Genomic DNA, 24,219 nt, shown 5'->3' on the forward strand with positions numbered 1-24,219 from the left:
CTCCTCAGTAGCCGAACGATCGGTCGACGGCGTCGAGGATCCGGTCGACGTCGGGGAGGTAGTGGTCTTCCAGCCGGGCCGGGGGGTACGGGGTGTCGAACCCGGTGACCCGCAGCACCGGCGACTCCAGGTGGTAGAACGCCTGCTCGGTGACCCGGGCCGCGATCTCCGAGGACAGCGAGACGTTCGACGGAGCCTCGTGCACCACCACGAGACGTCCCGTGCGGCGCACCGACTCGACGACCGGGTCGAGGTCGAGCGGCGAGAGCGAGCGCAGGTCGATCACCTCGAGCGAGCGGTCGTCGTCCTCGGTGGCCACCTGGGCGGCGTCCAGGCAGGTGCGGACCATCGGGCCGTAGGCGACCAGGGTGGCGTCGGCCCCGGGCCGCACCACCCGCGCGGTGTGCAGCGCGAGCTGCTCCTGCCCCGGCATGCTGGCGAGTGGGGTGGTGTCGACCTCGCCCTTCTCCCAGTAACGGCGCTTGGGCTCCAGGAAGATCACCGGGTCGTCCGAGGCCACCGCCTGCTGGATCATGAGGTGCGCGTCGGCAGGGCTGGAGCAGGTGACGACCCGCAGCCCGGCGGTGTGGCAGAAGTACGCCTCGGGTGACTCGCTGTGGTGCTCGACCGCTCCGATCCCGCCGCCGTAGGGGATGCGGATCGTGACCGGCAGCCGGATCCGTCCGGCCGAGCGGTAGTGCAGCTTGGCGAGCTGGCTGACGATCTGGTCGAACGCCGGGTAGACGAAGCCGTCGAACTGGATCTCGCAGACCGGGCGGAACCCGCGCATGGCCAGGCCGATGGCGGTACCGACGATGGCCGACTCGGCGAGTGGGGTGTCGATGACGCGGTCCTCGCCGAACCGGGCCTGCAGGCCGTCGGTGATACGGAAGACGCCGCCGAGCTTGCCGACGTCCTCGCCCATGATCACGACCTTCGGGTCGGCGGCCATGGCCGAGAGCAGGCCCGTGTTCAGCGCCTTCGCCAGGGTCAGGGTCTGGCGGGGGCTCGCCGGCGGCTCCCCGTCCGTCGCCGGGCCCACGGAACCGACAGAGTCCGGAGCGATCGAGCCCGGAGTGATCGAGTCCGGACCGATGGAGTCCGGATCGACCGGACCCGGGTCGATGGCGTCGATAGAGCCGATCGGGCCGGTCGCCGCCCCCGTGGCCGTATCGCTGGTCGTCAAGGCAATGCTCCCCGTAGTTCCGTGAACGCGGCGCGCTCGGCGGCAACCAGATTGTTCTCCGTCACCTGGACGTGGTCGAACAGTGCGGCCTCGGGCGGGTCGGGGAGCGCGAGGCAGCGGGCGCGCAGGTCCGCCGCCACGGCGTTCGCCTCAGCGGCCAGGCCGGCCTCCCGCTCGTCGGTCAGCGCGCCGCGGGCCCGCAGATGGATCGTCAGCCGCTCGATCGGGTCGCGCATCCGCCAGCTGGACACCTCGTCCGCCGGGCGGTAACGCGACGGGTCGTCGGCGGTGGTGTGCGGATTGATCCGGTACGTCAGCGCCTCGACCAGGACGGGGCCGCCCCCCGATCGGGCCTGCCGCAGCGCCCACCGGGTCACGGCGAGGGTCGCGAGGACGTCGTTGCCGTCCACTCGCACGCTGGGGAAGCCGAAGCCGCGCGCCCGCTGGTAGACCGGCACCCGGCTCTGCCGCCGGTACGGCTCGGAGATCGCCCACTGGTTGTTCTGGCAGAAGAACACCAGCGGCGCGGAGAAGACGCTGGCCCAGCCGAAGGCCTCGCTCACGTCGCCCTCGCTGGACGCGCCGTCCCCGAAGTAGGAGATCGCGGCGCCGTCGCCGCCGTCCCGGGTGATGCCCATGGCGTAGCCGGCGGCGTGCAGGGTCTGCGACCCGACGACGATCGCGTAGAGAGCGAACCCGTGTTCGGCCGGGTCCCAACCGCCGAGCGACGTCCCCCGGAACAGGCCGAAGACGTGCAGCGGATCGACCTCCCGACACCAGGCCACACCGTGTTCCCGGTAGGAGGGGAAGGCCATGTCGGATGGGCCGAGCGCGCGACCGGAGCCGACCTGCGCCGCCTCCTGGCCGCGCAGGCTGGCCCACAGGCACAGCTCACCCTGGCGCTGCAGCGCTGTTCCCTCGTCGTCGAGACGCCGGACGATGATCATGTCCCGCAGCAGGCCGAGCAGGTCGTCGTCGGTTACGTCGGCCACGAATGCCTGGTAGTCGGTCTCCTGCCCGGAGTCCGAGGCGATGCGGCGGCCGTCGGGGGTGAGCAGCTGCACGAGCTCCGTCACACGGGCAAACGATAGTCCTCGTCCCGGCCGCGGCAACCCGACAACGCGATGTTCGTCGCGCCTGGTGAGATCCCGGCGGACGATGTTCGCCGGGCCGGGTGGGACCCCGACAGGCGACGCCCGCCGCGGCGGGTGGCGGTCGGGTGCCCCCGATACGGTGACCCCGTGAGCGACCCAGTGAGCGACGCAGCCAGCAGCTCGGCGGGCCATCCCGGCACGCCCATGACCGCCGGGAGCCCGCGGGGTTCGGAGCCGCCCGGCGAACGCCCGCCGGCCGGGGCGATTCTCGGCAAGGTCGGCATCTGGAGCGGGCAGTTCGACTTCTCCAACGCTGCCACGGTGCGCGAGGCGGTGTCCGAGCTCGACGAGCTCGGCTACTCCACCCTGTGGACAGGCGAGGTCAAGGGCCGCGAGGTGCTGGTCACCGCCGGCCTGATGCTCGCGGCGACGTCCCGGATGACGATCGCGACCGGGATCGCGCAGATCCTCGCGCGCAATCCCCTGACCATGGCCGCCGGCCAGCTCGCGCTCGCGGAGGCGTACCCGGGGAGATTCCTGCTCGGGCTCGGCGTCTCGCACGCGGAGCTGATGCGCATCCGCGGCGCGACCTACGCGAAGCCCCTGGGCCAGATGCGGGCCTACCTGGACGAGATGGACCGGATGGCCGCCGAGCAGTACCGGGCGGTCCCGCCGGAGGGAGTCCAGCCGCGGGTGCTGGCCGCGCTGGGGCCGAAGATGCTCAGCCTGGCAGGCGAGCGCGCGGACGGCGCGCACACCTACTTCGTGCCGCCGGAGCACACCGCCGACGCCCGCGCGGCGCTCGGGCCGGGGAAGCTGCTGATACCCGAGCAGGCGTTCGTCCTGCACCGGGACGCGAGCGAGGCGCGGGAGCTGGCCCGCCGGCACACGGGGTCCTACCTGCGGCTGCCGAACTACACGAACAACCTGCGCCGGTACGGCCTCACCGATGACGATCTCGCCGGCACCGGGTCCGACCTGCTGGTCGACACGATTGTTCCGTGGGGGGACGCCGACGTCCTGCTCGGCAGGGTCAAGGAGCACCTGGACGCGGGCGCGGACCAGGTGGCCGTGCAGGTCCTGGACTTCGATCGCAGGGGGCTGCCGCGCCGGCAGTGGCGCGAGCTGGCCCCGGCGCTGCTGTCGCTCTGAGGCCGTTGCCCGGGGTCGTTCCGAGGTTACCGCACGCTGGTTCCCGCACGCTGGTTCCCGCACGCTCGGAGGCGGCCGTCGCCCGCCGTGCTCGGGCCAGCCGTCGTGGATACGACACTTTTCAACCTGATTGAGTATTTAGTCTGGTAAGCGACATTTTTCGGTGGGTCGCAATCTCGGACGGCCCCCGGCCGGATCCACTGCCGTCCCGGTCCTGCGCGCTCCGTGTCGCAAATACGACTCGTTGCCTCGGGGTGGCGCGGACGGCGATATTACGGTTGGTGCCGAATTTCCGATCGCTCCGGGGCGGCGCGCGTGTTTCGCGCCGTTCCCGGTTCCGGAGTGCGTCCGGTATGTATCGGTGGGTTCCGTGCGGCGCAGCGGCGATGTGCCGTCGCGGAGATTCCCGGTAGGGTTACTTTCGTTCGATGATTATCGCGGGCGGGGGTCGGGTGAATGCTCGGGGATGACGGAGACGGCCGGCAGGGGCCGACCTCCAGGCGCCGGCACGGCCGCCGGTCGGGCCCCGCGCGCCGATCCGGCGGATTCCGGGAAAGCTGGGGCGCCGCGGTCGCCGGAGGCACTGTCCTCGCGGTCGCCGTGTGCGTCGGCCTGGCCACGTTCGGCCTGATGGGCGGCGGTGACGACCCTTCGGGGAATCTCACCGCGCTCGGCGGCACCGGGCAGGGCCGGGACGGCCAGCCCGCATCCCAGCAAGGCGCATCCCAGTCACCCCAGGCGTCTCCGCCCGCCGAATCGTCGGCCCCCGCCGGGCAGGGGGCGGTGGGTAACGGCCCCCGGCGGCCGACCGGAAACCCGGTCCGCATCGCCTTTGGTGGGGACGTCCATTTCGAAGGCGCGCCCGGGCAGCAGCTGGCGGCTGATCCCAAGACCGCGGTGGGGCCCATGGCACAGACCCTGTCCGCGGCGGACCTGGCCATTGTCAATCTGGAGACCGCTGTCACGACCGGCGGCACGCCGGCCACCAAGGAGTTCGTATTCCGTGCACCGCCCGCCGCATTCACCGCCATGCGCGCCGCCGGTATCGACGTGGTGAACATGGCGAACAACCACGGAATGGACTACGGGGTCGAAGGTCTCGCGGACTCGCTGCGCAGCGCCCGAGAGGCCGATTTTCCGACCGTCGGTATCGGCGCGGACGACTCGGCGGCCTACACCCCCTACGTGACCACCGTGAACGGCCAGCGAATAGCGATCTTCGGTGCGACGCAGGTTCTCGACGACGAGCTGGTCTCCGCGTGGACCGCCGGGCCCGGCAAACCCGGGCTCGCCTCGGCGAAGAAGGTCGAGCGGCTGGCCGCGGCGATCCGCGAGGTGCGGCCGACCATGGACACCGTGATCGTCTACCTGCACTGGGGGGTCGAGCGCGAGGCCTGCCCGAGCGACACGCAGACCGGCCTGGTCGCGCCGCTGGTCGCCGCGGGCGCGGACGCGCTGGTCGGTGGGCACGCGCATGTCCTGCAGGGCGCCGGGTGGAACCACGACGGCGTGTACGTCGGCTACGGCCTGGGCAACTTCGTCTTCTACGCTTCGGGCGGCGGCCCGAACACCGAGACCGGCGTGCTCGAACTGACCTTCCAGGGCCGGGCGGTCACCACGGCCAACTGGGTACCCGGCCGGATCGTCGACGGGGTCCCGCGCCCGCTGACGGGCGCCGCCGCCAGCCAGGCCCTGACCGGCTGGAACAGCCTGCGCGACTGCACGGACCTCTCCGGCACGGCCCCCTGGTAGACGGCACCCCCGGGTCGGTCACCGGTACCGCCCCCCGGTAAACGGCACTCCCGGGCAGGTGTCGACGGATGCCCGTCCGCCCGTTCAGGTAATTGTCCCCCGGCGTTCGCCGCCGGGGGCTTCAACCTGCTGTACCTTGGCTCGCAGGAAGCCGTGACAAAAGCCGGCACGAGTGGTGCTCCCATCGCCACATCGCGGTGCCTCGGAAATTCCTTCCCGTCCTTTCCTTCTTTTGGTGACGCGTGACGCCGGTCTTCTGTCGAGAAGACGCGTCGCGAAATCGACGCCTGTCCTTGGTGCTCCGTCCAACCCTTTGTCGATCCGGGAGTGTCGTGTCGCGTACCCTGCGCAAGAGGTCGAGCCGCCGCGGACTGGCCGCCGGCGTCGGCCGCAAGATACTCGTCGCCTTCGTCTTTCTCGCCGGGAGCGGACTGGTGGTGGTCGGGGGGCCGTCGCCCGCGTGGGCCGCCGACACCACCCAGTACGCCGGCGACTCCACCCGGGGCAACGGGGCGGCCGTCCCGTTCGAGGGCCTCACGGACCAGAACGGCGGCCCGGTGCCCATCTCCGGGGCCATCGGCGTCGACCTGGTTCTCGGCTCGACGCAGCAGCCCTACCTGCCGTGCCAGAACTACAACCGGACCACCGGTACCGGCGACACCTTCGTCAACGCCTGCCAGGAACGGGGCAGCTACGCGACGTACACGCGTTTCGCCACGGGCAAGGGGCTTGTCTTCCCCAACGGGTACTTCATGGGCGACAGCCAGCCTGACCTGGTCAAGGGCGGCACGCTGAACACCGGTTGGGGCCGCCGCACGGCCGGGCTTTCGTTCGAGTTCTACCCGCAGGTCGACCGGGACGCAGAGTTCGTCCACTCGCGTTTCTACATCGACGTCTTCGACCATCGCGCCAACGGCTGGACGTACTCCGCGCACGTCGGCCGCATCAAACTGACGACGCTCAATGATCCGGGTACGGCGCAGGTCGGCGGCCGGCTCACCGACGGTGGGCAGACACCGGCCCGTGACCGGGTGAAGTTCCTCATCTTCGGCGGTGACGCCCGTTCGTCGACCGGGTACCCGATCTCGTCCTTCGCCGTCTTCACGAGCTCGGGGGCGGCGAACTGGAGCAGCGGCGCGCTGTACGCCGGCGCGCAGCGCATCACCGTCACGGACACCGCGACCGGCCGCGAATGCGTCATTGACCTGAAGCCGATCAGCGGTCGGGGCAACGCGCTCGACATCGACCTCTCCCGGCCCGGGTTCGGCCACGAGGGCAGCGTCTGCCACTGAACGGTGCCGAGTAACTGCGGCGGTTGAGCGACAGCCAGGACTCATCCAGTCGCCACACATCGCCGGGCGGCGGGACCTGTGACGTACGTAGAACGGCGGCACCGGCCAGCGGCCGGGACGGCTTGGCTGTCCCGGCCGTTTTACATTTCTCCAACCGCTTTCGCAGGCGTTCGTTCAGTCGTTTCCGCGCGTTCGTTTCCGCGCGTTTCGCTCAGCCGCCGTCGCGGGGGCGGCCGGGGCTGTTGCCGCTGTTGCGTGAGGCGGCGCACCGGGCGCACGTTCCGTAGATCTCGACGGTGTGTACGACGTCGGTGAAGCCCTCCGCGCTGGCCACGGAGGACGTCCAGGCCTCGATCTCGGGGCCGGCGATCTCCACCGTGTGGCCGCAGTGGCGGCACACGAGATGGTGGTGGTGACCGTCCGTGGTGCACCGCCGGTACACGGTCTCGCCGTCATCCCGGCGCAGGACGTCCACCTCGCCGCGGTCGGCCAGCACCTGCAGGTGACGGTAGACGGTCGTCAGACCGACGGACTGGCCCTCCTGGCGTAGCCGGGCGTGCAGGTCCTGCGCGCTGGTGAAGGCGTTCGTCGCCGCGAGCGCGGAGGAGACCGCGTCGCCCTGCCGGGTGGCCCGGACGGAGGTGCCGCGGCCGCGACCCGGGCGGGACACCGCTCCGTTCGGGCGGTCACCGGAGCCAGCGCCTGCGCCGCCTGCCGCCCGGTCGGAGGCCGCTGACATGCCGCGCGGGGAGCTCACCCGCTCGCCTTCCACACTCGCCACGACATCCACTCTCTCATCTACCCGGCCTGTCTGGAGGGCGCGCGATCTCCTCAGTTCTCGTCATGGGAACGGTGTTGACATCGGTTTTCATTTCGTGCGACGGTGTGTGACGTAGTAGGCGCCGACTGTCGCCAATCCGTGTACTTCCCTGGAGGTTCCAGATGTCACTGACCGTCACGCCCGAGCTGGTCGAGGCCGCGGGCGAAGGCCGGATGACCGACGAGGACTTCGTCGCGTGCGTGCGCACCTCGCTCCCGTACGCCTACCGGCTGGTCGAGGAGCTGGTCACGGCCCTGCCCGACGCCGGCCCCGCGGGCCGGGATTTCGCCGACAACCAGGTGCCCCCGCCGGACGAGGCCGCGCGCGGGCAGCTGCTGCGTGCGATGGCCAGCACGTCCATCCGGTCGGCGCTCGAACGGCACTTCGGTGTCGCGCTGGCGTTCCAGAACTGCCACCGGGTCGCGGCCTTCGCCCCCGAGGCCGTCGGGCGCGCGCAGTACCAGGCGTTCGTCTCACCGCGGGCACAGGTACTCAATCAGCAGCCCGAATTCGTCGACTGCTAGGCCACATTCCCAAGCCAGGCGCGGGCGTTCGCCCCGCCCCGGGGCCCCTCACGGGCGCCCGCCCCGGGAACTCACCCGGCCGGCCCGGCCGTCTTGTCGCGTTGTGCCCTCGCTGCTGTCGGTTGCCCTCAGGTCGGCCCGGTGACCAGCACTGAGGTCATTTGAGGCGGCGGAATGTCCGTCCCGTACCCTTTGCTCGCGGTAATACGGTGGCGGGCAATCCGGGGGTGGTGGGTGGCAGGACGTCCGGCCTGGCTGCGGGGGGAGTCGTGGCGGATCGCCGAGCCGCCCCTGACCCCGGCGGCGACAGGTGCCGCGGTGCTCGGCGCGGTCGTGCTGGTCGTCGGGTGCGTCCTGACCGCCGGATCGGGCTTCGACGAGGGCTCCACGGCGACGACGCCGGTGGGAGTAGAAGTCGATCAGGGCCCGCTGGCCTCCTGGTACACGTCCACCCAGGGGATGCGCGGCAGTATCGCCACCAGCGTCGCGTCCGCGCGCGCCTTCCTCGACGCCCAGGACGGCGCCTCACTGCGTCCACTGTGCATCCAACTGGCGGCGGAGGGACAGCAGGCGGGCGGGCTCACACCCGGGCCGGACCAGGAGGCGCAGCGGCTCTTCACCAGCGGCGCCGGGCACTACGAGGCTGCCGCGCGCACCTGCGCCCAGCTCTTCGACGGCACGCAGATCCCCGCCGCGCAGCTACAGGCACAGGTCCGGGCGGCGCTGGCCGACGGCGACCGCGACTGGGACGCGCTGGCCACCCGCGTCGGCCTTCCCATGGCCCATGCCGGGCCGACCCCACCGGCCGCCACCGACGGCTCGGGAGGCACGGGTGGGTCGGCAGCCACCGATGGCACGGGCGGTACCGGCGACACAGACGCCACGGGTGGGACGGACGGCAGCGGCGATCCGGAGGACACGAGCGCGTCCGGGTGAGACCTCCGCCGTGCGGACCCGCCCGGCCGGGCGGGTCGGGGCTCGGTGGGTGTGCTCAGCCTGCGTTGTCGGCTCGGTGCCCGCACGGGGTGAGGACGCGCAGCGTGCCGGTGAGCTCGAAGTCGTGTGTCCAGGCGGGGCACCAGCCCACGGCCCGTGCCTCGTCGAGCGCGTGGCCCGTGCCCCGGCGGTCGTAGGCGAGGACGAACAGCAGCACCCGCCCCTCCGGGCCCGGGGCGCGCCGGGTGAGTGCCCGCCCGACGCCGCCATCTCCGATCGCGGTCAGGAACACGGTCGAGGAGCGCGGCACCCGTGGTCCCACCGGCCCGGTCACCACATCCGCGCCCGGCCCGCCGGGACGTTCCTGACCGGGCGCATCCTGACGGGTCGGGCCCTGCCCGGCTGTGTTCGCGGCGGGTGCGTCCTGGCCGGCCGTACTTTGACCGGCTGCGTCCTGGCCGGGTGTCCGGTCGTCGGAGGCGCCGTCCTGGCTTACCTCCATCCCGTACAGCCAACCCGCGCGGGCGAGCCGGCCGCCTACGACGACCAGGTCGCCGGGCCGGTGGAGCCGGCGGGCGGTGACGGTCGCGTCCACCATCAGGTCGATCGGACGGCGGTCGCCGCGTTCCTCCCACAGTGGGTGCAGGGCGCTGACCGCGGCGGCGGGCACCGCGGCTGCGGCGAGGACGGTCACCGCCGTCACCGCTGCCAGCAGGCCCGCCGCCGTGCGCCGCCAGCCGGCCGCGCGACCGCCGGCCGCGCGACCGCCGGCGGGATCGCCACCGGAAGGACCGTCCCCGGGGCGGCCGGCGACCCCGGCTCCCGCCCACGCGACGCGGGCTGTGCGGGCCAGCGCGGCGGCTCCGGCGGCCGCGACCACGGTGAGCAGCGGGACGAGGAAGACGTTCGTCCGCACGGCGCCGAACGGCCAGTACCGCCCGGCGCTCGCCGCCAGCACCATCAGCTCGGCGCCGCCGGTCGCGACCAGCAGCACCCGGCCATCCGGGCGTCGGGCGAGCGTGACCACTCCGGCCAGGAACGTGATCGCGACGGCACAGCCAAGCACGATCACTGCCGGGTCGGACGAGTCGGTCAGCGGGTGAACCAGGTTCGGGTCATAGCGGTCGATGCCCGGGGGCGCGCCGGCCGCGGTCGCCGCGAGCTGGTCGGCGATGAAACGGATCCCGTCGGGCAGTCCGCGCCCGGCCAGGAAGTGGTCGTCCCAGAACGTGCTCGCCCGCTGGCCGGACTGGTGCAACACGAACAGCGCCGCGTGCAGCCCCGCGATCACGGCGGCGGGGGCGTCGCACAGCGCGGCGCGAACGGCCGCGCGAACGGTCGGACGGAAGGCCGCGCGAACGGTCGGACGGAAGGCCCTGCGAGCAGCCGTGCGGCGGCCAGCCCAGCCATAGGGGCCGGGCAGCGGCCGGGCGACGTCCACGACGGTCAGCGGGACGATGAGGAAGACCGCGGGCAGGGAGAACAGTGCGAGGACGCCGACGGCGAACCGGCTCCACAGCAGCGCGCGGGTGGTGGAAGCGGCGCGCATCCAGAGCATGACCACGGCCAGCGCGCAGGTCGCGTCGAGGGTGTACGGCTTGACCTGGGACGCGAGGTCCACGACGGTGCCGCCGAGCGTGACCGTCAGCGCCGCCGTGAACGCCGCTGTGCGTCCGGTCAGCCGGCGGGCCAGGAGCCAGGTGCCCGCGGCGAGCGCGACGAGGGGAACGGCGGAGGGTAGCCGCAGGGCCCAGGCATGCCACCCGAACACGTCGCCGCACACCCGGAGCAGACCCATCGAGCCGATCGCGGACGGCGTGTTCGCCACTGACAGCTCCGACCAGAAGGTCCCCGGCGGCTCGGCGACGAAGTGCGGGCGCCACAGCTCGTCGTACCAGAGCGGCTGGCGGAAGCGTTCCCACAGCACCGCCTGGACCGCGACCGCCAGCAGGCTGACTACGACCACCGCCAGCATGTCCACCGCGCCTCGCGACCCGGTTGTTTCACGTGTGTCCGGCGCAGGCCCCGCCACGCCGCCGCTGATCACCGCGACGGCCTGGACCGCCCCGCTGGCCTGGACCGCCGGGTCGGCCTGAACCGCTCCGTCGCCGCGGGTCACGCCGCCGCCCCGGAGCGGCGGGATGTCCAGCTCGTGGGCGGTTCGGCCGGCTGGCTGGTCGGTTCCACCGGCCGGCTCGGCCAGCACACGCGTGTCCTCCACCCGGTTGTCCACAGGTTCTGTCCACAGGACACCCGTCCCTTGTGGACATCGCCTGTGCGGCGCCGCCCGGCAAATCCGGACGAGGCACTCAGGTCCGAGCGTAGGCGGTCAGGAACCGGTCGATCCGACCGACTGCGTCGGTCAGGTCGTCGACGCACGGCAGGGTCACCAGCCGGACATGGTCGGGCCGCGGCCAGTTGAACCCGGTGCCCTGCACCAGCAGGATCCGCTCGGCCCGCAGCAGGTCGAGCACGAAGCTCTCGTCGTCGTCGATCGGGTAGACCTCGGGATCGATGCGGGGGAACGCGTACAGCGCGCCGCGCGGGGGCACACACGACACCCCGGGGATGTCGTTGAGCAGCTTCACCACCGTGTCGCGCTGCTCGAGCAGCCGGCCGCCGGGCAGGACGAGATCGCCGGCGCCGCTGCCCTCGGCGAGCGCGGCCTGGAGCGCGAACTGGCCGGGCACGTTCGCGCACAGGCGCATGTTCGCCAGGATGTTCAGGCCCTCGATGTAGCTCGACGCGTGCTGGCGGGGCCCGGAGAGGGTCATCCACCCGGAGCGGAAGCCCGCCAACCGGTAGGCCTTCGACAGCCCGTTGAACGTCACGCAGAACAGGTCGGGGGCGAGCGCCGCGGGCGAGTGGTGCTCCGCGCCGTCGTAGAGGATGCGGTCGTAGATCTCGTCGGAGAACAGCATCAGGTTGTGCCGGCGGGCGACCTCGATGAGCTCCTCGAGCACCGGCCGGTCGTAGACGGCCCCGGTCGGGTTGTTCGGGTTGATGATCACGATGGCGCGGGTACGTGGGGTGATCTTGCGGATGATGTCGTCGAGGTCGGGATTCCAGCCCGCGGACTCGTCGCACAGGTAGTGCACGGGCCGCCCGCCGGTGAGGCTGACCACCGCCGTCCACAGCGGGTAGTCGGGGGCGGGGAGGAGTACCTCGTCACCGTTGTTCAGCAGCGCCTGCAGCGACATCATGATCAGCTCGGAGACGCCGTTGCCGAGGTAGACGTCGTCGGGCGTGACGCTGGTCATTCCCTTGCCGGCCGTGTAGCGCACGACGGCCTCACGGGCGGGGAGCAGGCCCTTGGAGTCGCTGTAGCCCTGTGCTGCCGCGAGGTTCTCGACCACGGCGGCGAGCACCGAAGGCGGCGCGGAGAAGCCGAACGGGGCGGGGTTGCCGATGTTCAGCTTCAGGATGCGCTGGCCTGCGGCCTCCAGCCGGGTCGCCTCGTCGAGGATGGGACCTCGGACGTCGTAGCAGACGTCGGCGAGCTTGTCGGACTGGGCGAACTCCATAGTGCCCAGGGTAGATGCCGTGTCGACTGGATTTCCTGCCCTCGTGTGCCGTGGGCGTGGGCTCACCCGCGGTGGGTGGCCGCGGCGATCCGCGCCGCCGGCGCTCCGGACAGCCCGCCCCGGGGCGCCAGGGCGAGGGAGAGAACGAGGGCCGTGGCGAGGGTCAGCACGATCGCCCCGCCGGCGGCGACGTCCCACTGCTCGCTGACGGCGAGCCCGACCACACCGCAGACCACGGCCACCGCGATCGAGACCGCGGTCATCGTCGACGTGCGCGAGCACCACAGCCGGGCGGTGGCGGCCGGCCCGACGACCAACGCGACGGCCATGATCGTGCCCACCGCGGGCAGCGAGGTGACGACCGCGGCCTCCACGAGCAGCAGCAGGACGAGCCCGAGCCATCTGGACGGGTACCCGGCCGCGGTGAGCGCGGTGGGGTCGAACGCCCCGAGCAGCAGCTCCTTGCGCAGCGCCACGAGCGCGGCGAGCACCACGACGGCCGTCACACCGCTGACGACCAGATCGCTCTCCTGGACTGTCAGCACGGAGCCCACCAGGAAGGCGCTCAGATCACGGTTCGACCCGTCGCGGGCGGACATCAGCGCGACGCCGAGCGCGAACCCGCCGGAGAGGACGACGCCGGTCACGGTGCTCACGTCCCGCCCGCCGGTGCCCGCCCGCCCCGCGCCACCCGGGCCAGCGCCACCCGGACCGGTGCCGGCCGAGTGCCCCGGGGTGCCGGTGAGCAGGGCGACCGTGCTCACCAGCAGCACGCCGAACAGCCCGGCGCCCAGGACGAGGTTCATCCCGATCAGGGAGGCGATCACGACGCCCGGGAAGGTCGCGTGGGTCATCGCCATGGTGAGGAAGCTGAGCCGGCGCAGCACGACGTGCACGCCGACGGCGCCGCACAGCGTCCCGACGATCAGCACCTCGAGGAGGGCCCGCCGGGTGTAGCCGTCGCCCAGCGAGTCGAGCAGCGCCATCAGGTCGCCCCGCGTGACGAGGCGGGCCGCCGCTGCCGGCGCTCGCGGGAACGCGCGCCCCGTGACCGGCGCGGCAGCATGGCGACGAGGAGAGCCAGCGCGTAGATCACGACCAGCGCCAGGACGACCGTCGCGCCGGCGGCGAGCCGGATCTCGTGGCGCACGGACGCCTCGTAGCTGGCGACCAGGCCGAGCCAGCCGCCGAGGACCCCGAGCCCGATCGAGGCCAGCACGATGACCACCAGCCGGTCGCTGAGCAGCCGGGCCGCCGCCGCCGGGATCACGATCAGGGCAATGACCAGCACCGTCCCGACGGCGCGGACGGCGGCGACGACGACGAGCGCGATCACCAGGTTGAGGACGAGGTCCAGCAGCCACACCGGGTACCCGGCCGCGCGCGCCCCCTCCGGGTCGAACGCCCGCAGCAGCAGCTCCTTGTGGATCAGCGCGAGCACCGCGAGAGCCACGGCGGCGGTCACCGCGGTCACGGTGATGTCGGTGGAGTCGACGGTCAGCAGACGTCCGAAGAGGAACGCGGTGAGATCCGACGTGTAGGACTCCCGGCGCGAGACCAGCACGACACCGACGGCGAAACAGCCGGTGAGCAGCATCGCCATGGCCGCGTCCTCGGTGACCCGCCGGGTGGAGACCAGCGCGGTGAACCCGGCGGCGGCCGCGACGGCGACGAGCAGCGCACCCGGCACGATGCCGGAGTCGCCGGCGATCAGAAAACCGATCACGACACCCGGGAAGACGGCGTGGGTGAGCGCGTCGGTGAGGAAGGCGAGCCGGCGCAGCAGGACGAGGACCCCGACCACGGCGCTCAGCGTCCCGAGCAGCAGCACCTCGAGCAGCGCCCGGTACATGAACGGCCGCTCGAACGGCGCGATCAGGAGATCGCCGGGCGTGCTCACGGCCTGGTCACACGCGGGTCACGACGACGCCCCGGCCGTCGATCTCCAACGCGGCGCCGCCGTAGGCGGCCCGCAGGGGCTCCGCGGTGAGCGCCTCGGCGGGCGGTCCGAACGTGATCTGACGGCCGCTCAGCAGGCACACCTCGTCGCTGATGAGCTGCGCCAGGGCCAGGTCGTGGGTGGAGACGACGACGGCCGTGCCGGCGGCGGTCAGCGTACTGAGCGCGGCGAGCAGGGCGTCCTGCGAGACGACGTCCACGCCGTTGAACGGCTCGTCGAGCAGCAGCAGGCGGGGCTGGGCGGCGATGGCGCGGGCCAGCAGCACCCGCTGGCGCTGCCCTCCGGAGAGCGTGCCGAAGCGATCCCGGGCCCGGTGGGCCAGCCCGACGGCCTCCAGCGCGGCCTGCGCCGCCGCCCGGTCGGCGCGGCCCGGCCGGCGGATCCAGCCGATCCCGCGGTAGCGGCCCATCAGCACGACCTGACCGACCGAGATCGGGAAGTCCGGGTCGAGCGTGTCCGCCTGCGGCACGTAGGCGACCTCCCGGCGGGCGGCGCCCGGGGGACGTCCGAGCACCGTGATCAGCCCGTCGACCACGGGCACCAGGCCGAGCACGGCCTTGATCAGCGTTGACTTGCCCGCGCCGTTGGGCCCGATGAGGGCCAGCGTCCGGCCCGGGTGGAGGACGCCGTGCACGCCGTGCAGCACCGGCACCCTGCCGTAGGCGATGCTCGCGTGCTCCAGCGACAGTGCGGCGGGAGCGGCCCCGGCCTGGCCGCCGCTCTCGCCCGCGGCCGTACCCGGGATCGCTGCATCCGGAATCGCCGTATCCGGGATCACGGCGCCGACCTGGTCGGGGAGCGCGATCGCGTCGGCCGCCAGTGCTGTCGCCACTGCCGCCACCGGCGCCGCGGTCGTCGGTATCGCCACGGGCGACGGGGCTCCGTCCGGCCCGTCCGGCGCGGTCAGGCACGGTGCCTGAGCGTTACCGGTCATGATCGACCACCGGTCCATCCTGTAGATCCTGGCTGTGGGTCCTGTCTCACCGGAGGGCGTTGACGATGGTATCCGTGTTGTGCCGTTCGGCTTCGAGGTAGGTGGCACCATCAGACCCCGCCGGGCCCAGCGTGTCGGCGTAGAGGGCACCCTCGCCGGCGACGACGCGGACGCCCGCCTCGCGGCCGATGGTCTGCGCCGTCCGCGGCGGCAGGGATGACTCGGAGAACACCGCCACGACGCGGGACGCCCTGATCCGGCTGACGATGTCGTCGATCGCCCGGCCGGAGAGCTCGGCGGACGTGTCGAAGCTCGGGATGATCGACCCGACGAACTCCAGGCCGTACCGGTCCACGTAGTAGCCGAACGAGTCGTGGTTGGTGACCAGCTTGCGCCGGTCCGCCGGGATGGTGTCGATCTTCTGCTGGTTCTCCCGGTCGAGCTCGTCCAGCCTGGTCGTGTAGCCGGCTAGGTTGGCGCGGTACGTGGCGGAGCTCTCCGGATCGGCCGCCGTGAGCCCCTTCTCGACGTTCGTGACCATGATCTTCGCGTTGCGCGGGTCGTGCCAGATGTGCGGGTCGCCCCCGGCGTGCTCGTCCTCATGCGCACCCTCGTCGGCGTGGTCCGTGCCCCCTCCGGGCTCATTCCGGACGGTGACCCCGTCGGCCATCACGACCTCGACGCCGTCGAAGCCGCTGGCCGAGATCGCGTCGTCGAGCCAGCTCTCCAGGTCGACACCGTTCTCGATCAGGACGTCCGCGGAGCCGATCGCCTCGAGATCGGCCGGCGAAGGCTCGTAGTCATGCGGATCGACGCCCGGCCGCAGGATCTGCCTGACCTCGATGCCGTCACCGCCGATGGCGCGGGCGAAATCCGCCGCGTAGGTGGTCGTCGCGACCACCCGTGGCGCCGAGCCGCCCGCGCCGCCGGAGCCCCCACCCGAGCCGCCGCAGGCCGCCAGCGCGGCGGCGAGCGCAGCCGCGGTGAGCAGAGCGGCGGCGGGACGCGCCACCGGCAGCGACCGGGGGCGCGAGGCCTGGTCCGACGGGTGTCCGGCGGCGGGCCGGAGGGGCAGGGGCGACATGAGGAAAATGAAAACGGTTGTCGATGCAGATGTCAAATCGAACCGGCGTGGTCCAGACGGATGGCGCCCGCGGAGGTCAGCTGGCCAGGAAGCTGATCTGGACCCGCCTGTTCAGCGCGCGCCCGGCGGCGTCGTCGGACCCGTCGGGCCGGGTGTTCGGCGCGACGGGGTCGGCTCCGCCGCGGCCCGTAGCCGAGACGCGCGTGCCGCTCGGTACGGCTGGGCGGAGCAGATCCGCGACCGCGTTGGCCCGGCGCTGCGAGAGGATCACGTTGTAGGCCGGGGTGCCGAGGCTGTCGGTGTGGCCGAGAACCGTGACCGTCCTGGTGGCAGGGCCGACCCGGCCCGCGAGCGTGGCGATCTCCGTGCGCGCGGCCTCGGTCAGATCGTCGGAGTCGAAGGCGAACAGGACGTCCGCGCTGATCGTGACGGTGACCCGGTCGCCGGACCGTTCCTCGGTGACCAGCGGGAGCACGGAGTCCGCCGGGTCGATGGTGAGGACCGAGCCGGCGGCGTCGAGCGGGCGCACCGAACGGGTGATCTCCTCGGCGGGCACATCGGCCGGGGGCGGTGGTGCGCTCGTGGCGCCGAGGGCCCCCGGGCTCTCCGCCCCGGCGAGCACCCAGAGCGCCGCGGTGACCAGAGCCAGCCGGGCGGCCCGGCCCGCGATCGCGGTCACCGGCGCCGTCACTGCCGCTGTCGCTGTCGCGGCGGGGGGCCGCGGGAGCGCGCTCAACGCGTGATCGCGGCGTCGTCGACGATCACCCGGTCGTTGAGGTAGACGTCCACGGTGGTCACGTCGGCGGGCGGTGCGGCGAAGGTGAACGAGCCGGTCACGGGCACGTTGTTGCGGGTCCGGGTGGTTCCCGAGGCGGCGCCCAGCGCCACTCCGGCGGAGTCCCGCACGACTGTGTAGCGGCGCAGGTTCACGGAGTCGACCAGGGTGACAGCGGCGTCGCGCCTGCCGGCCATGTCGTAGAGCGTGATGCCGGTGCCCGGGTCCTTGGCGTAGCGCGGCGTGAAGAGCAGATCGAGGCGGGCGAGTTGGCCGTCGACCCGCAGCCCGACGAAGCCGACCTCGACGTCCCCGTCCGCTCCCTGGAAGCGGGTGGTGCGGCTCGCGGTCGGCGTTCCCGCGGGCGGGGCTTCCGGGGAGGCCGCGCCGCCCTGGCCCGTGCCCGCTGTGCCGCTCGCCGGGGCCGGTGAGGGTGCCTCATCGTCGCCGGAGCCCGAACAGCCCGGGAGGACCAGGCAGGCAACCAGCAGGCCGCCGACCAACGCGGATGTACTCCGCGCGCGGTAGCCGCCAGAGCCACGGATCGAGGCCGGCCGGGCGGTCGACGCGGGACGCGCCCCCGGGGCCGACGGCCTCGCCGGGACGGGTGTCGTCCGCGGGCTGGCCGTCACCGGGCTGGCCGTCGCTGGGACGGTCGTCGGCGCCAAGGCGGGCGGGGGCAGGTGCGGCATCGGACCTCCGGGCGGGAGGGTCAGGGGAGTCCGATGCCGATTATGATCCCCGCCCGCCGGGCCTGGGGACAGGTACGGACACCGCCCGGGCCCAATCCGTCACCCGTGGGTCGAAAGGCGACAGAACGCGCGCCCTGTCGGCGCCTGCCGTGGCCGGGCCGGATGTTGCCGGCACGGGGGCCGCGGTGGCGGAGACCGCCGTAGCGCGGGCCGCCCGGGCCGGACCCGCGACGGTGTCCGCCACGCCGCGGGTGGCGGTACGGCGGGGCCCGTCGGCGGTCGGCTCCGGTGCGTCAGCGCGGTTCATTCGGTGCCGTGCTCCGCCTCTTCCAGCAGCAGGCGCAGCTCGAGCCCGAGCGAGCGAGGTTCGGCCAGCGGAGACCGGAACAGCACCCGGACGGCGTCGGCGCCGTCGGGGCCGATCCGCCACATGTCCAGGCCGGCCCGGTCGAGCGAGGTCACCGACGCGCCGATCACCTCGTCGGCGCAGATGCTTCCGGCCGCCGTGACGCCGCGCGCGGCGAGCTGGCGCATCTGGGCGGCGTGGGCCTTGTTGAGGTGCTCGATCAGGTCCGGGGCGTAGGCCGTCACGAGGTCGGGCTCGGCGAGGGCGTACGAGGTGAGCTCGACGCGGCGGGCCGGCCCGAGCGACGACCAGCGGCCGCCGGGGCGTGCCGCCGCGTCGCGCCGCGCGCCCCGCGCCCGGCGGGTGACCCGGGACCGCCGCGGGGCCGGAGCCTCCACGACCTCCGTGCCCGCCGCCAGTTCGGCACCCGCCGCTTCCGTGCCGGTAGCCAGTTCCGTGCCCGCGGCCAGCTCGGCGTGTGCGGCTTCGGTGCCTGCCGCGAGCTCGGTCGCGACCGGCACGGAGCCGGCGGCTGTCCGGTCGGCGACCGTCCGGTCGGCGACCGGTGCCCGGGTGGCGCCGGCCGGGGCTTCGGCGCGGCCGGGCAGGCAGATGAGCACCTCGTCCACGGCCACGGAGAGGACACGCAGATCGGAGATGTCGCCGGAGGTCACCGTGATGCTGCGCCCCAGGTTGCCCAGGCGTTGGACGAGCTCGTCGGCGGTCTCCGCCGCCGAGGCCAGCACCCCCGCGAGGACCAGGCGCTCCCCGTTGTGGCCGGGCACGTCGACGCGTGCGCGGCGGCCGGAGTCCGCGCACCGCGCGGGCGGGCTGTCGGCGCCCACGAGCAGCAGGGGCTCGCCGCCGTCGTCGATGAGTCCGACCCAGCCCCGAACGTGGGCGCAGGGCAGCGTGAGCAGCGCGCAGCGGCCGCCGGCGAGGATGGTCCTCGCCTGCTCAGCCAGCACGGGCATGTCGACGTCCGAGCTTGGACTCGTCACCGGGCCTCCTCCTGTCATCAGGTAAGGCTTACTTAAGTCGTCGAGAGCCCGATGGTCAAGCCTTTCGTCCGGTTGTGGTCCCCTGTCTCAGATCAACACTGGTCGCGATTCCCAATGTCCGCGCAACGCGGTCCCGGAAGGGCACCGCGATCCGGTTCGCGGGCGGAGGATTCTAGGCTGTCGTGGTCGGGCAGTGTCTCGCCCCTCGAGAAGGAGGTGCCGGTGATCTTCAAGTTGGTCGGTGACGGTCGCCCGTACCCCGATCATGGTCTTGGCCAGCGGGACTGGGCCGCCATCCCGCCGCGGCAGGTGCGGCTCGACCAGCTCATCACGACGAAACGGGTGCTGGCGCTCGACGTCCTGCTGGACGAGGACTCGACGTTCTACGGCGACCTGTTCCCCCACGTCGTGGAGTGGGGTGGGGCGCTCTACCTGGAGGACGGCCTGCACCGCGCCGTGCGCGCGGCGCTGGCGCAGCGGACGTCCATCCACGCCCGGGTGCACGTGCACACCGCGGCACGGCCGGTGGGCAGGCTCAGCCACCAGTGACGCCGGGCCGGGCGCTTCCCGCGCTCCAGGTCCGGGGCCTGGTGGCGGCGGTGCGGGCCCGGCTCAGTCGTTGGTGATCTCGTAGGTCACGTAGGTGTCCTCGCCGACCTTGGCGAAGACGTAGCGCGGGCACGCCGACCCCGGCCGGTAGGCCGCGATGGGCCGAAGCACGGGGGAGCGCATGACCTGCTTGAGCCGCCCGCCGGCGAGCTTGCGTGCCTGGGCCCCGGAGACATCCGCAGTCTCCTGGCGCTCGTACCATCCACCGCAGTAGTGGATGTCGTGGGGGCGTGACGTCCAGGCCGGCGTGTGGAAGACCCAGAGCAGGTAGGCCGTACGCATGATCAGGGCCAGCAGGGCGATCGTGATCAGAGCACGGACGAGGTTCCCGGCCCGGTTCGTGGCGAGAACGGGACTCACAACTCCGGGAGCCTAGGGCAGCTACCCCCGTTCCGGGGCAAGCCGTCCCTTCCGGCCGGGGCGTGTCGCGTGCGCGCCCGCCCGCCGACGCCCCGGCTAAACAGCACGACCGGGCCCGTCCGCGGCCCCACCGACGTGCTCGTCCGAGCTGCCACCCGCGTTGTCTGCTGTGTGGTCTCCCGGCTGCCCGCCGGCGCAACCGGCCGCGTGCCCGGCAGTGGGGTCGGCAGCCTGCCCGGCGAGGTGCCCGGATGCGTGCCCGGCGAGGTGCTCGGCCGGGGGCAGGTCGAGGGCCGGGTTGCCGTCGAAGAAGCCGTCCGGGCGCAGCTCGAAGCCGATCCGGCTGACCGGCATCACCGGCCAGTCCTCCGGGCGCACGACGTGGTGCGCCCCGAAGCTGTACCAGACGACGATGTCGGTGTCGGCGACCGGCCGGTCCGCGGCCGCGTACTGCGGCAGGCCCTCGTTGCCCGCGTTCTGGTTCGGGTAGCGGCCGGCGGCGTACCGCTCCCGCTCGTCGTGCGCGGTCACCCACAGGTTGCGGGACGCGAACCGCCCGCGCGCCGCCTGGTGCGAGTCGGGATGCGCCAGCAACGGCGCCGTGTGCCCCGGGACGAGCCGGTAGGCCACCGGGCGGCCGAGCGGGCCCTCGACGCGTGGGTTGGTGATCCGCCAGAACCGCGCGACGGACGGGTCGACCCTGCGCTGGGCGTGGCGCTCCGAGTCCAGCAGCGTGTCCTGGGTCCGCCAGGCGACGCCCGTCGGGTTGTCCGGGCCGATCGGGTCGGGCACCGAGTCGATCTCGTGCACCGAGTTCGGGCCGCCGTCGAGCTCCAGGTCCAGGCGCACGTTGAAGAAGTGCTGGTGATGCGGCCCGTACAGGCCGGGCGCCACGAGCACCCCGTGCGACGGCGACTCGCCCGGCCGCACCGCCCCGGTCGAGATCACCCCGGTCAGCTTCACCTCGAACTCGATCGAGCCGTCCAGGTAGAGGTACCAGAAGAAGCCGTACTCGTAGTTCCCGACCGTGCAGATCATCGAGATCACCAGCCGGCGCATGCGGCGGACCTCGACCTGGCCGGTCCGGAAGTCGGTGTGCTTCCAGGCGATGCCGGTGTCCTCCTCGTGCAGGCACACCGCGTTCGGGATCGCCACCGGGTTACCGTCGGAGTCGTTCACCACGGCGTCGAAGTACCGGATGTCACCGAGGCAGTCGCAGCCGAGCCGCAGCGAGTTGGCCATCACCCCGACCCCGTACTCGCCCATGTCGAAGACGTTCTTCACCCGGTGCGTCGGCGCCGGGTCGCCGTACGGGACGAACATCTCCGACACCGACGCGCGCTGCAGGATCGGCCGCCGCCGGCCCCGGTCGGTGTACGCGACCTGGTGCAGGATGAGGCCCTCGCGCGGGGTGAAACCGATGCGCAGGTCCCATTTCTGCCAGCGGACGGCGTACCCGTCCACGGTGAAGCTGGCGCCGCGCGGTTGGGTGACCTCGATCGGGCGCAGGTCGTCGCGCAGCCGGTCGAACGCGGGGACGTTCTCCGGGGCGGCCGTCATCAGCGCCGGTGCGTAGTTGCCGGGGCGCGGCGGCAGCGGCACGGGGCCGTCCGGGCCCTGGCCGTGGTCGGTCACGTCGATGACGGCCATCGCCTCGAGGTCGACGACGACCTGCAGTCCCTCCGCGGGCCGGGCGTAGCCGTTCTCGCCGGGCCCGGAGCGGACGAACGTCACCGGGCGCGCGATGCGCCGCCGGGCAGGGTCGTCCTCACGCCCGGTGTAGCCCGCGGACCACGGGTCGATCATCGCGAGGGAGAAGTCGGTGACCCCGCGCCTGCGCATCGCCGCCTGCCAGTCCGGGTCGGCACGGACGACGTCCTCGCAGGCCAGGAACTCCTCCATCATCATCGCCGCCTGCACGCCGGGGACCGCGTACATCTCCACCACCGTCCCGGCGGACAGCGACACGACGGCCTCGTGGGTCAGCCGCGCCCCGCGCTCGTGCAGGACGCAGAACGCCTGCCGGTCCGGCGCGGCCAGCTCCTCGCCGACGTCCCGCTCGGCCTCGCGCGACACCATGGCGGCTTTTGGTGGCTCGTTCAGTTCGACGGAAACGAAACGAAACTCCGGCCCGAGCTTCTCGCTCGCCCGCAGGATCGCGGTGGCCCGGCCGATCTCGGCGGCGGACAGCGGTTCGAGGGGATGCGCCGGTCGCGCCGGGATCGTCCCGGGCTCCGGGGACGCACTGACCGTCATGGCGACCTCCACCAACATCTCGGGTGCGTGACCCGGCACGCAAGGGACTGGGCCACCCAAAAGTAGAGGTCGCCGAACGCGGGCCATCGGCGGCCCGTTCGGCGGTTTCCGGACGTCCGAAATGGACGCCGGTCAGCATTTCCCGAGATGGGCCTCGGCAGGATTCCCGCAGCAGGTCCGGTCAGGACTCCGGAGGTGGGTACTCCCGGAGGTCAGGACTCCCGGAGGTAGGTGAGGACGGCGAGGACCCGGCGGTGGTCCGTCCCGGAGGACTCCAGCCCCAGCTTGGCGAAGACGTTCGAGATGTGCTTCTCCACCGCGCCGGCGCTCACCACGAGCGCAGCGGCGATGGCCGTGTTCGACCGGCCCTCGGCCATCAGCCCCAGCACCTCGCGCTCGCGCGGGGTGAGCGTGGCCATCGGATCGTTGCGGCGGCTGCGCACCAGCAGCTGCGCGACCACCTCGGGATCCATCACCGTCCCGCCGGCGGCGACGCGCCGCACCGCCTCGACGAACTCACGGACGTCCGCGACCCTGTCCTTGAGGAGGTAGCCGACGGCACCCGCGCCGTCCGCGAGCAGCTCGCTGGCGTACTGCTTCTCCACATACTGGCTCAGGACGAGCACCGGCGTACCGGGTACCTTGTCCCGCGCGGAGATCGCGGCGCGCAGCCCCTCGTCGCGGTGCGACGGCGGCATGCGCACGTCCACCACCGAGACGTCGGGCCGGTGCTCGACGATCGCGGTGACCAGGCCGGGGCCGTCCCCGACCGTCGCGACCACCTCGCAGCCGGCGTCGGTCAGCAGGCGGCGGATTCCCTCGCGCAGCAGCACGGAGTCCTCCGCGATCACGACCCGCACAGCACATCCTCCTCGCGTCCGTCCGGCGGCGTGAGCGGGTCGCCCGGGCGCAGGATCGCCTCGGTCAGCATGGTGACGTAGACCCCGCAGTCGGTATGCCCGTAGTTGCTGGAGAGTTCCTTGAGTATCCGGATGTCACGGATCCCCGTCTCGGGATTGACGGTCGTCGCCGCGCAGCGTGGCGTCCGTGCGAGCACGCGCGCGCGGGCGGCGCCGAGGCCGAGCTCCATGCCGGCCCAGCCGAGCTCCGCCCACGGTGCGATCCCGTCGATGTAGACGTTCGCCCGGAACCGCAGCGGGTCGACGGGCTCGCCGACCCGCTCCGCGAGATCCCGAACGGAGGCGAGATTGATCACCGAGATGGCGTGCATGAACGTGTCCCCGCCGGCACCCGTGTCGGTGAAGCGGTGCCGCCCGCGGGCGGCGACGAGCCGCGGCCGGCCGCCGAGCCGGGACCCGAGCACCGCGAGGACGTAGTCCTCCAACTCGGCGCGCCCGGCCGGGGTGTTCAGGTCGACCCGGCGCACGTCGACGAGCCCGTCACCGGGCCTGGCAGCGGGGCCGCCACCGGGCCCGTCGCCGGGGCCGTTACCAGGCACGTCGCCGGGGCCGTTACCAGGCACGTCGCCGGTGTGTGCCGCCTGCTCGCACAGGCCGAAGGTCAGCATCCCGGACGCCGGGTCGAACGAGCTGCGGATCCGCGCGAGCGCCTCGTCCTTCTGGAGCATGACGAAACGGGTCTTGGGCAGGACCTCGGGGTCTTCCTCGTCGAACATCGTGTCCGGGCGGGCGAGTGCGAACATGCGGTCACCGGGGACGCTGTCGCCCGGATGGAGCGGCACCTCCGGGAGCGCCTCGGGTGTCATCCCCTTCAACGGGTACCGGAAGAGCCGGACGACGCGGCCCACGGCGGGGCTCGCGGTCGTGCCCGCCTCGCTGCTGTCGTCCATGCCCGTGCTCAACCTTCCATCCCCGAAACCGCCGGTGTGGGCCGAAACTGTCAGTGGGCCGAAACTGTCGGAGCCGGGTGAAACCGTCTCGTCATGTTCCGCGCGACCGTAC

Annotated in this window: 22 protein-coding genes; 6 read left to right on the forward strand and 16 right to left on the reverse strand. The window is 72.7% G+C overall.

Annotation, left to right across the window (positions count from 1 at the left end; all coding sequences use genetic code 11):
- Positions 1 to 4: 4 nt before the first annotated feature.
- Together E0504_RS28450 and E0504_RS28455 are read right to left on the reverse strand one after the other, a co-directional pair.
- Positions 5 to 1,042: an alpha-ketoacid dehydrogenase subunit beta gene (locus tag E0504_RS28450; RefSeq protein ID WP_200835197.1), complete on the reverse strand. Its 1,038-nt coding sequence runs from the start codon at positions 1,040 to 1,042 to the stop codon at positions 5 to 7.
- Positions 1,043 to 1,182: 140 nt separating this feature from the next.
- Positions 1,183 to 2,262, reverse strand: coding sequence for a thiamine pyrophosphate-dependent enzyme (locus tag E0504_RS28455; RefSeq protein WP_071064963.1), 1,080 nt, complete (start codon positions 2,260 to 2,262; stop codon positions 1,183 to 1,185).
- A gap of 222 nt (positions 2,263 to 2,484) precedes the next feature.
- Between E0504_RS28455 and E0504_RS28460 the strand changes: the two genes are divergently transcribed.
- The 3 genes from E0504_RS28460 (at position 2,485) to E0504_RS28470 (ending at position 6,476) form a co-directional block, all read left to right on the forward strand.
- Positions 2,485 to 3,432 (forward strand): LLM class F420-dependent oxidoreductase, encoded by a 948-nt coding sequence (locus tag E0504_RS28460; RefSeq protein ID WP_112105247.1) that lies wholly within the window; start codon positions 2,485 to 2,487, stop codon positions 3,430 to 3,432.
- A gap of 456 nt (positions 3,433 to 3,888) precedes the next feature.
- Positions 3,889 to 5,184 (forward strand): CapA family protein, encoded by a 1,296-nt coding sequence (locus E0504_RS28465; protein ID WP_112105243.1) that lies wholly within the window; start codon positions 3,889 to 3,891, stop codon positions 5,182 to 5,184.
- 332 nt (positions 5,185 to 5,516) lie between these two features.
- Positions 5,517 to 6,476, forward strand: a complete 960-nt coding sequence (locus E0504_RS28470; protein ID WP_020464639.1) for a hypothetical protein — start codon at positions 5,517 to 5,519, stop codon at positions 6,474 to 6,476.
- A 211-nt stretch (positions 6,477 to 6,687) separates the two neighbouring features.
- On the opposite strand, the gene E0504_RS28475 is transcribed toward E0504_RS28470, so the two are convergent.
- Complete coding sequence (locus tag E0504_RS28475; protein WP_112105248.1) at positions 6,688 to 7,215, reverse strand: Fur family transcriptional regulator; 528 nt, start codon at positions 7,213 to 7,215, stop codon at positions 6,688 to 6,690.
- A 203-nt stretch (positions 7,216 to 7,418) separates the two neighbouring features.
- Between E0504_RS28475 and E0504_RS28480 the strand changes: the two genes are divergently transcribed.
- Complete coding sequence (locus tag E0504_RS28480) at positions 7,419 to 7,820, forward strand: SCO5389 family protein (protein ID WP_020464637.1); 402 nt, start codon at positions 7,419 to 7,421, stop codon at positions 7,818 to 7,820.
- A gap of 234 nt (positions 7,821 to 8,054) precedes the next feature.
- Positions 8,055 to 8,756, forward strand: a complete 702-nt coding sequence (locus E0504_RS28485; protein WP_112105244.1) for a hypothetical protein — start codon at positions 8,055 to 8,057, stop codon at positions 8,754 to 8,756.
- Positions 8,757 to 8,811: 55 nt separating this feature from the next.
- Here E0504_RS28485 and E0504_RS28490 read toward each other — a convergent pair whose 3' ends face one another.
- The 9 genes from E0504_RS28490 to E0504_RS28530 form a co-directional block, all read right to left on the reverse strand.
- On the reverse strand, positions 8,812 to 10,731 hold the full coding sequence (locus tag E0504_RS28490; protein ID WP_243657662.1) for a glycosyltransferase family 39 protein: 1,920 nt from the start codon (positions 10,729 to 10,731) through the stop codon (positions 8,812 to 8,814).
- 334 nt (positions 10,732 to 11,065) lie between these two features.
- Positions 11,066 to 12,280, reverse strand: a complete 1,215-nt coding sequence (locus E0504_RS28495) for a pyridoxal phosphate-dependent aminotransferase (RefSeq protein WP_112105245.1) — start codon at positions 12,278 to 12,280, stop codon at positions 11,066 to 11,068.
- A gap of 62 nt (positions 12,281 to 12,342) precedes the next feature.
- Positions 12,343 to 13,266, reverse strand: coding sequence for a metal ABC transporter permease (locus E0504_RS28500; RefSeq protein WP_131626123.1), 924 nt, complete (start codon positions 13,264 to 13,266; stop codon positions 12,343 to 12,345).
- The gene (locus tag E0504_RS28505; RefSeq protein ID WP_071064956.1) at positions 13,266 to 14,180 is read right to left on the reverse strand and encodes a metal ABC transporter permease; all 915 of its coding nucleotides are present in this window, start codon (positions 14,178 to 14,180) and stop codon (positions 13,266 to 13,268) included. The genes E0504_RS28500 and E0504_RS28505 overlap by 1 nt, the downstream gene beginning before the upstream one ends.
- 7 nt (positions 14,181 to 14,187) lie before the next feature.
- Positions 14,188 to 15,192, reverse strand: coding sequence for a metal ABC transporter ATP-binding protein (locus E0504_RS28510; RefSeq protein ID WP_112109031.1), 1,005 nt, complete (start codon positions 15,190 to 15,192; stop codon positions 14,188 to 14,190).
- 28 nt (positions 15,193 to 15,220) lie between these two features.
- A complete protein-coding gene (locus E0504_RS28515; protein WP_112109030.1) occupies positions 15,221 to 16,258 on the reverse strand; it encodes a metal ABC transporter substrate-binding protein in 1,038 nt (345 codons plus the stop codon).
- A 76-nt stretch (positions 16,259 to 16,334) separates the two neighbouring features.
- Positions 16,335 to 16,937 carry an OmpA family protein gene (locus tag E0504_RS28520; RefSeq protein ID WP_020464627.1) on the reverse strand — a complete coding sequence of 201 codons (603 nt, stop codon included), beginning with the start codon at positions 16,935 to 16,937 and terminating at the stop codon, positions 16,335 to 16,337.
- A gap of 53 nt (positions 16,938 to 16,990) precedes the next feature.
- On the reverse strand, positions 16,991 to 17,725 hold the full coding sequence (locus tag E0504_RS28525) for a hypothetical protein (RefSeq protein WP_243657654.1): 735 nt from the start codon (positions 17,723 to 17,725) through the stop codon (positions 16,991 to 16,993).
- A gap of 303 nt (positions 17,726 to 18,028) precedes the next feature.
- Positions 18,029 to 19,072, reverse strand: a complete 1,044-nt coding sequence (locus tag E0504_RS28530; RefSeq protein WP_112107780.1) for a DUF2470 domain-containing protein — start codon at positions 19,070 to 19,072, stop codon at positions 18,029 to 18,031.
- Positions 19,073 to 19,294: 222 nt separating this feature from the next.
- Here E0504_RS28530 and E0504_RS28535 point away from each other — a divergent pair, with 222 nt between their 5' ends.
- Positions 19,295 to 19,621: a type II toxin-antitoxin system VapB family antitoxin gene (locus E0504_RS28535; RefSeq protein WP_071064952.1), complete on the forward strand. Its 327-nt coding sequence runs from the start codon at positions 19,295 to 19,297 to the stop codon at positions 19,619 to 19,621.
- A gap of 63 nt (positions 19,622 to 19,684) precedes the next feature.
- On the opposite strand, the gene E0504_RS28540 is transcribed toward E0504_RS28535, so the two are convergent.
- The 4 genes from E0504_RS28540 to E0504_RS28555 all read right to left on the reverse strand — a co-directional run bounded on the left by E0504_RS28540 (position 19,685) and on the right by E0504_RS28555 (position 24,107).
- Positions 19,685 to 20,041 carry a hypothetical protein gene (locus E0504_RS28540; RefSeq protein WP_020464623.1) on the reverse strand — a complete coding sequence of 119 codons (357 nt, stop codon included), beginning with the start codon at positions 20,039 to 20,041 and terminating at the stop codon, positions 19,685 to 19,687.
- A 96-nt stretch (positions 20,042 to 20,137) separates the two neighbouring features.
- Entirely contained in the window at positions 20,138 to 22,297 is a 2,160-nt protein-coding gene (locus tag E0504_RS28545) for a primary-amine oxidase (protein WP_243657655.1), read from the reverse strand.
- A gap of 212 nt (positions 22,298 to 22,509) precedes the next feature.
- Positions 22,510 to 23,157 (reverse strand): response regulator transcription factor, encoded by a 648-nt coding sequence (locus tag E0504_RS28550; protein WP_018504007.1) that lies wholly within the window; start codon positions 23,155 to 23,157, stop codon positions 22,510 to 22,512.
- On the reverse strand, positions 23,145 to 24,107 hold the full coding sequence (locus E0504_RS28555; protein ID WP_131626124.1) for an MOSC domain-containing protein: 963 nt from the start codon (positions 24,105 to 24,107) through the stop codon (positions 23,145 to 23,147). Before E0504_RS28555 ends, E0504_RS28550 begins: the two co-directional genes overlap by 13 nt.
- Between the last annotated feature and the right edge of the window lie 112 nt (positions 24,108 to 24,219).

The organism is Parafrankia sp. BMG5.11 (assembly GCF_004337455.1).

Bases quoted from the DNA above. Each gene is read 5' to 3' on its own strand.
- E0504_RS28460 (WP_112105247.1), top strand. From the start codon at position 2,485: ATGACCGCCGGGAGCCCGCGGGGTTCGGAGCCGCCCGGCGAACGCCCG.
- E0504_RS28465 (WP_112105243.1), top strand. From the start codon at position 3,889: ATGCTCGGGGATGACGGAGACGGCCGGCAGGGGCCGACCTCCAGGCGC.
- E0504_RS28475 (WP_112105248.1), bottom strand. From the start codon at position 7,215: ATGTCAGCGGCCTCCGACCGGGCGGCAGGCGGCGCAGGCGCTGGCTCC.
- E0504_RS28480 (WP_020464637.1), top strand. From the start codon at position 7,419: ATGTCACTGACCGTCACGCCCGAGCTGGTCGAGGCCGCGGGCGAAGGC.
- E0504_RS28490 (WP_243657662.1), bottom strand. From the start codon at position 10,731: ATGCTGGCGGTGGTCGTAGTCAGCCTGCTGGCGGTCGCGGTCCAGGCG.
- E0504_RS28495 (WP_112105245.1), bottom strand. From the start codon at position 12,280: ATGGAGTTCGCCCAGTCCGACAAGCTCGCCGACGTCTGCTACGACGTC.
- E0504_RS28500 (WP_131626123.1), bottom strand. From the start codon at position 13,266: ATGGCGCTGCTCGACTCGCTGGGCGACGGCTACACCCGGCGGGCCCTC.
- E0504_RS28510 (WP_112109031.1), bottom strand. From the start codon at position 15,192: ATGGACCGGTGGTCGATCATGACCGGTAACGCTCAGGCACCGTGCCTG.
- E0504_RS28515 (WP_112109030.1), bottom strand. From the start codon at position 16,258: ATGTCGCCCCTGCCCCTCCGGCCCGCCGCCGGACACCCGTCGGACCAG.
- E0504_RS28525 (WP_243657654.1), bottom strand. From the start codon at position 17,725: ATGCCGCACCTGCCCCCGCCCGCCTTGGCGCCGACGACCGTCCCAGCG.
- E0504_RS28545 (WP_243657655.1), bottom strand. From the start codon at position 22,297: ATGACGGTCAGTGCGTCCCCGGAGCCCGGGACGATCCCGGCGCGACCG.
- E0504_RS28555 (WP_131626124.1), bottom strand. From the start codon at position 24,107: ATGGACGACAGCAGCGAGGCGGGCACGACCGCGAGCCCCGCCGTGGGC.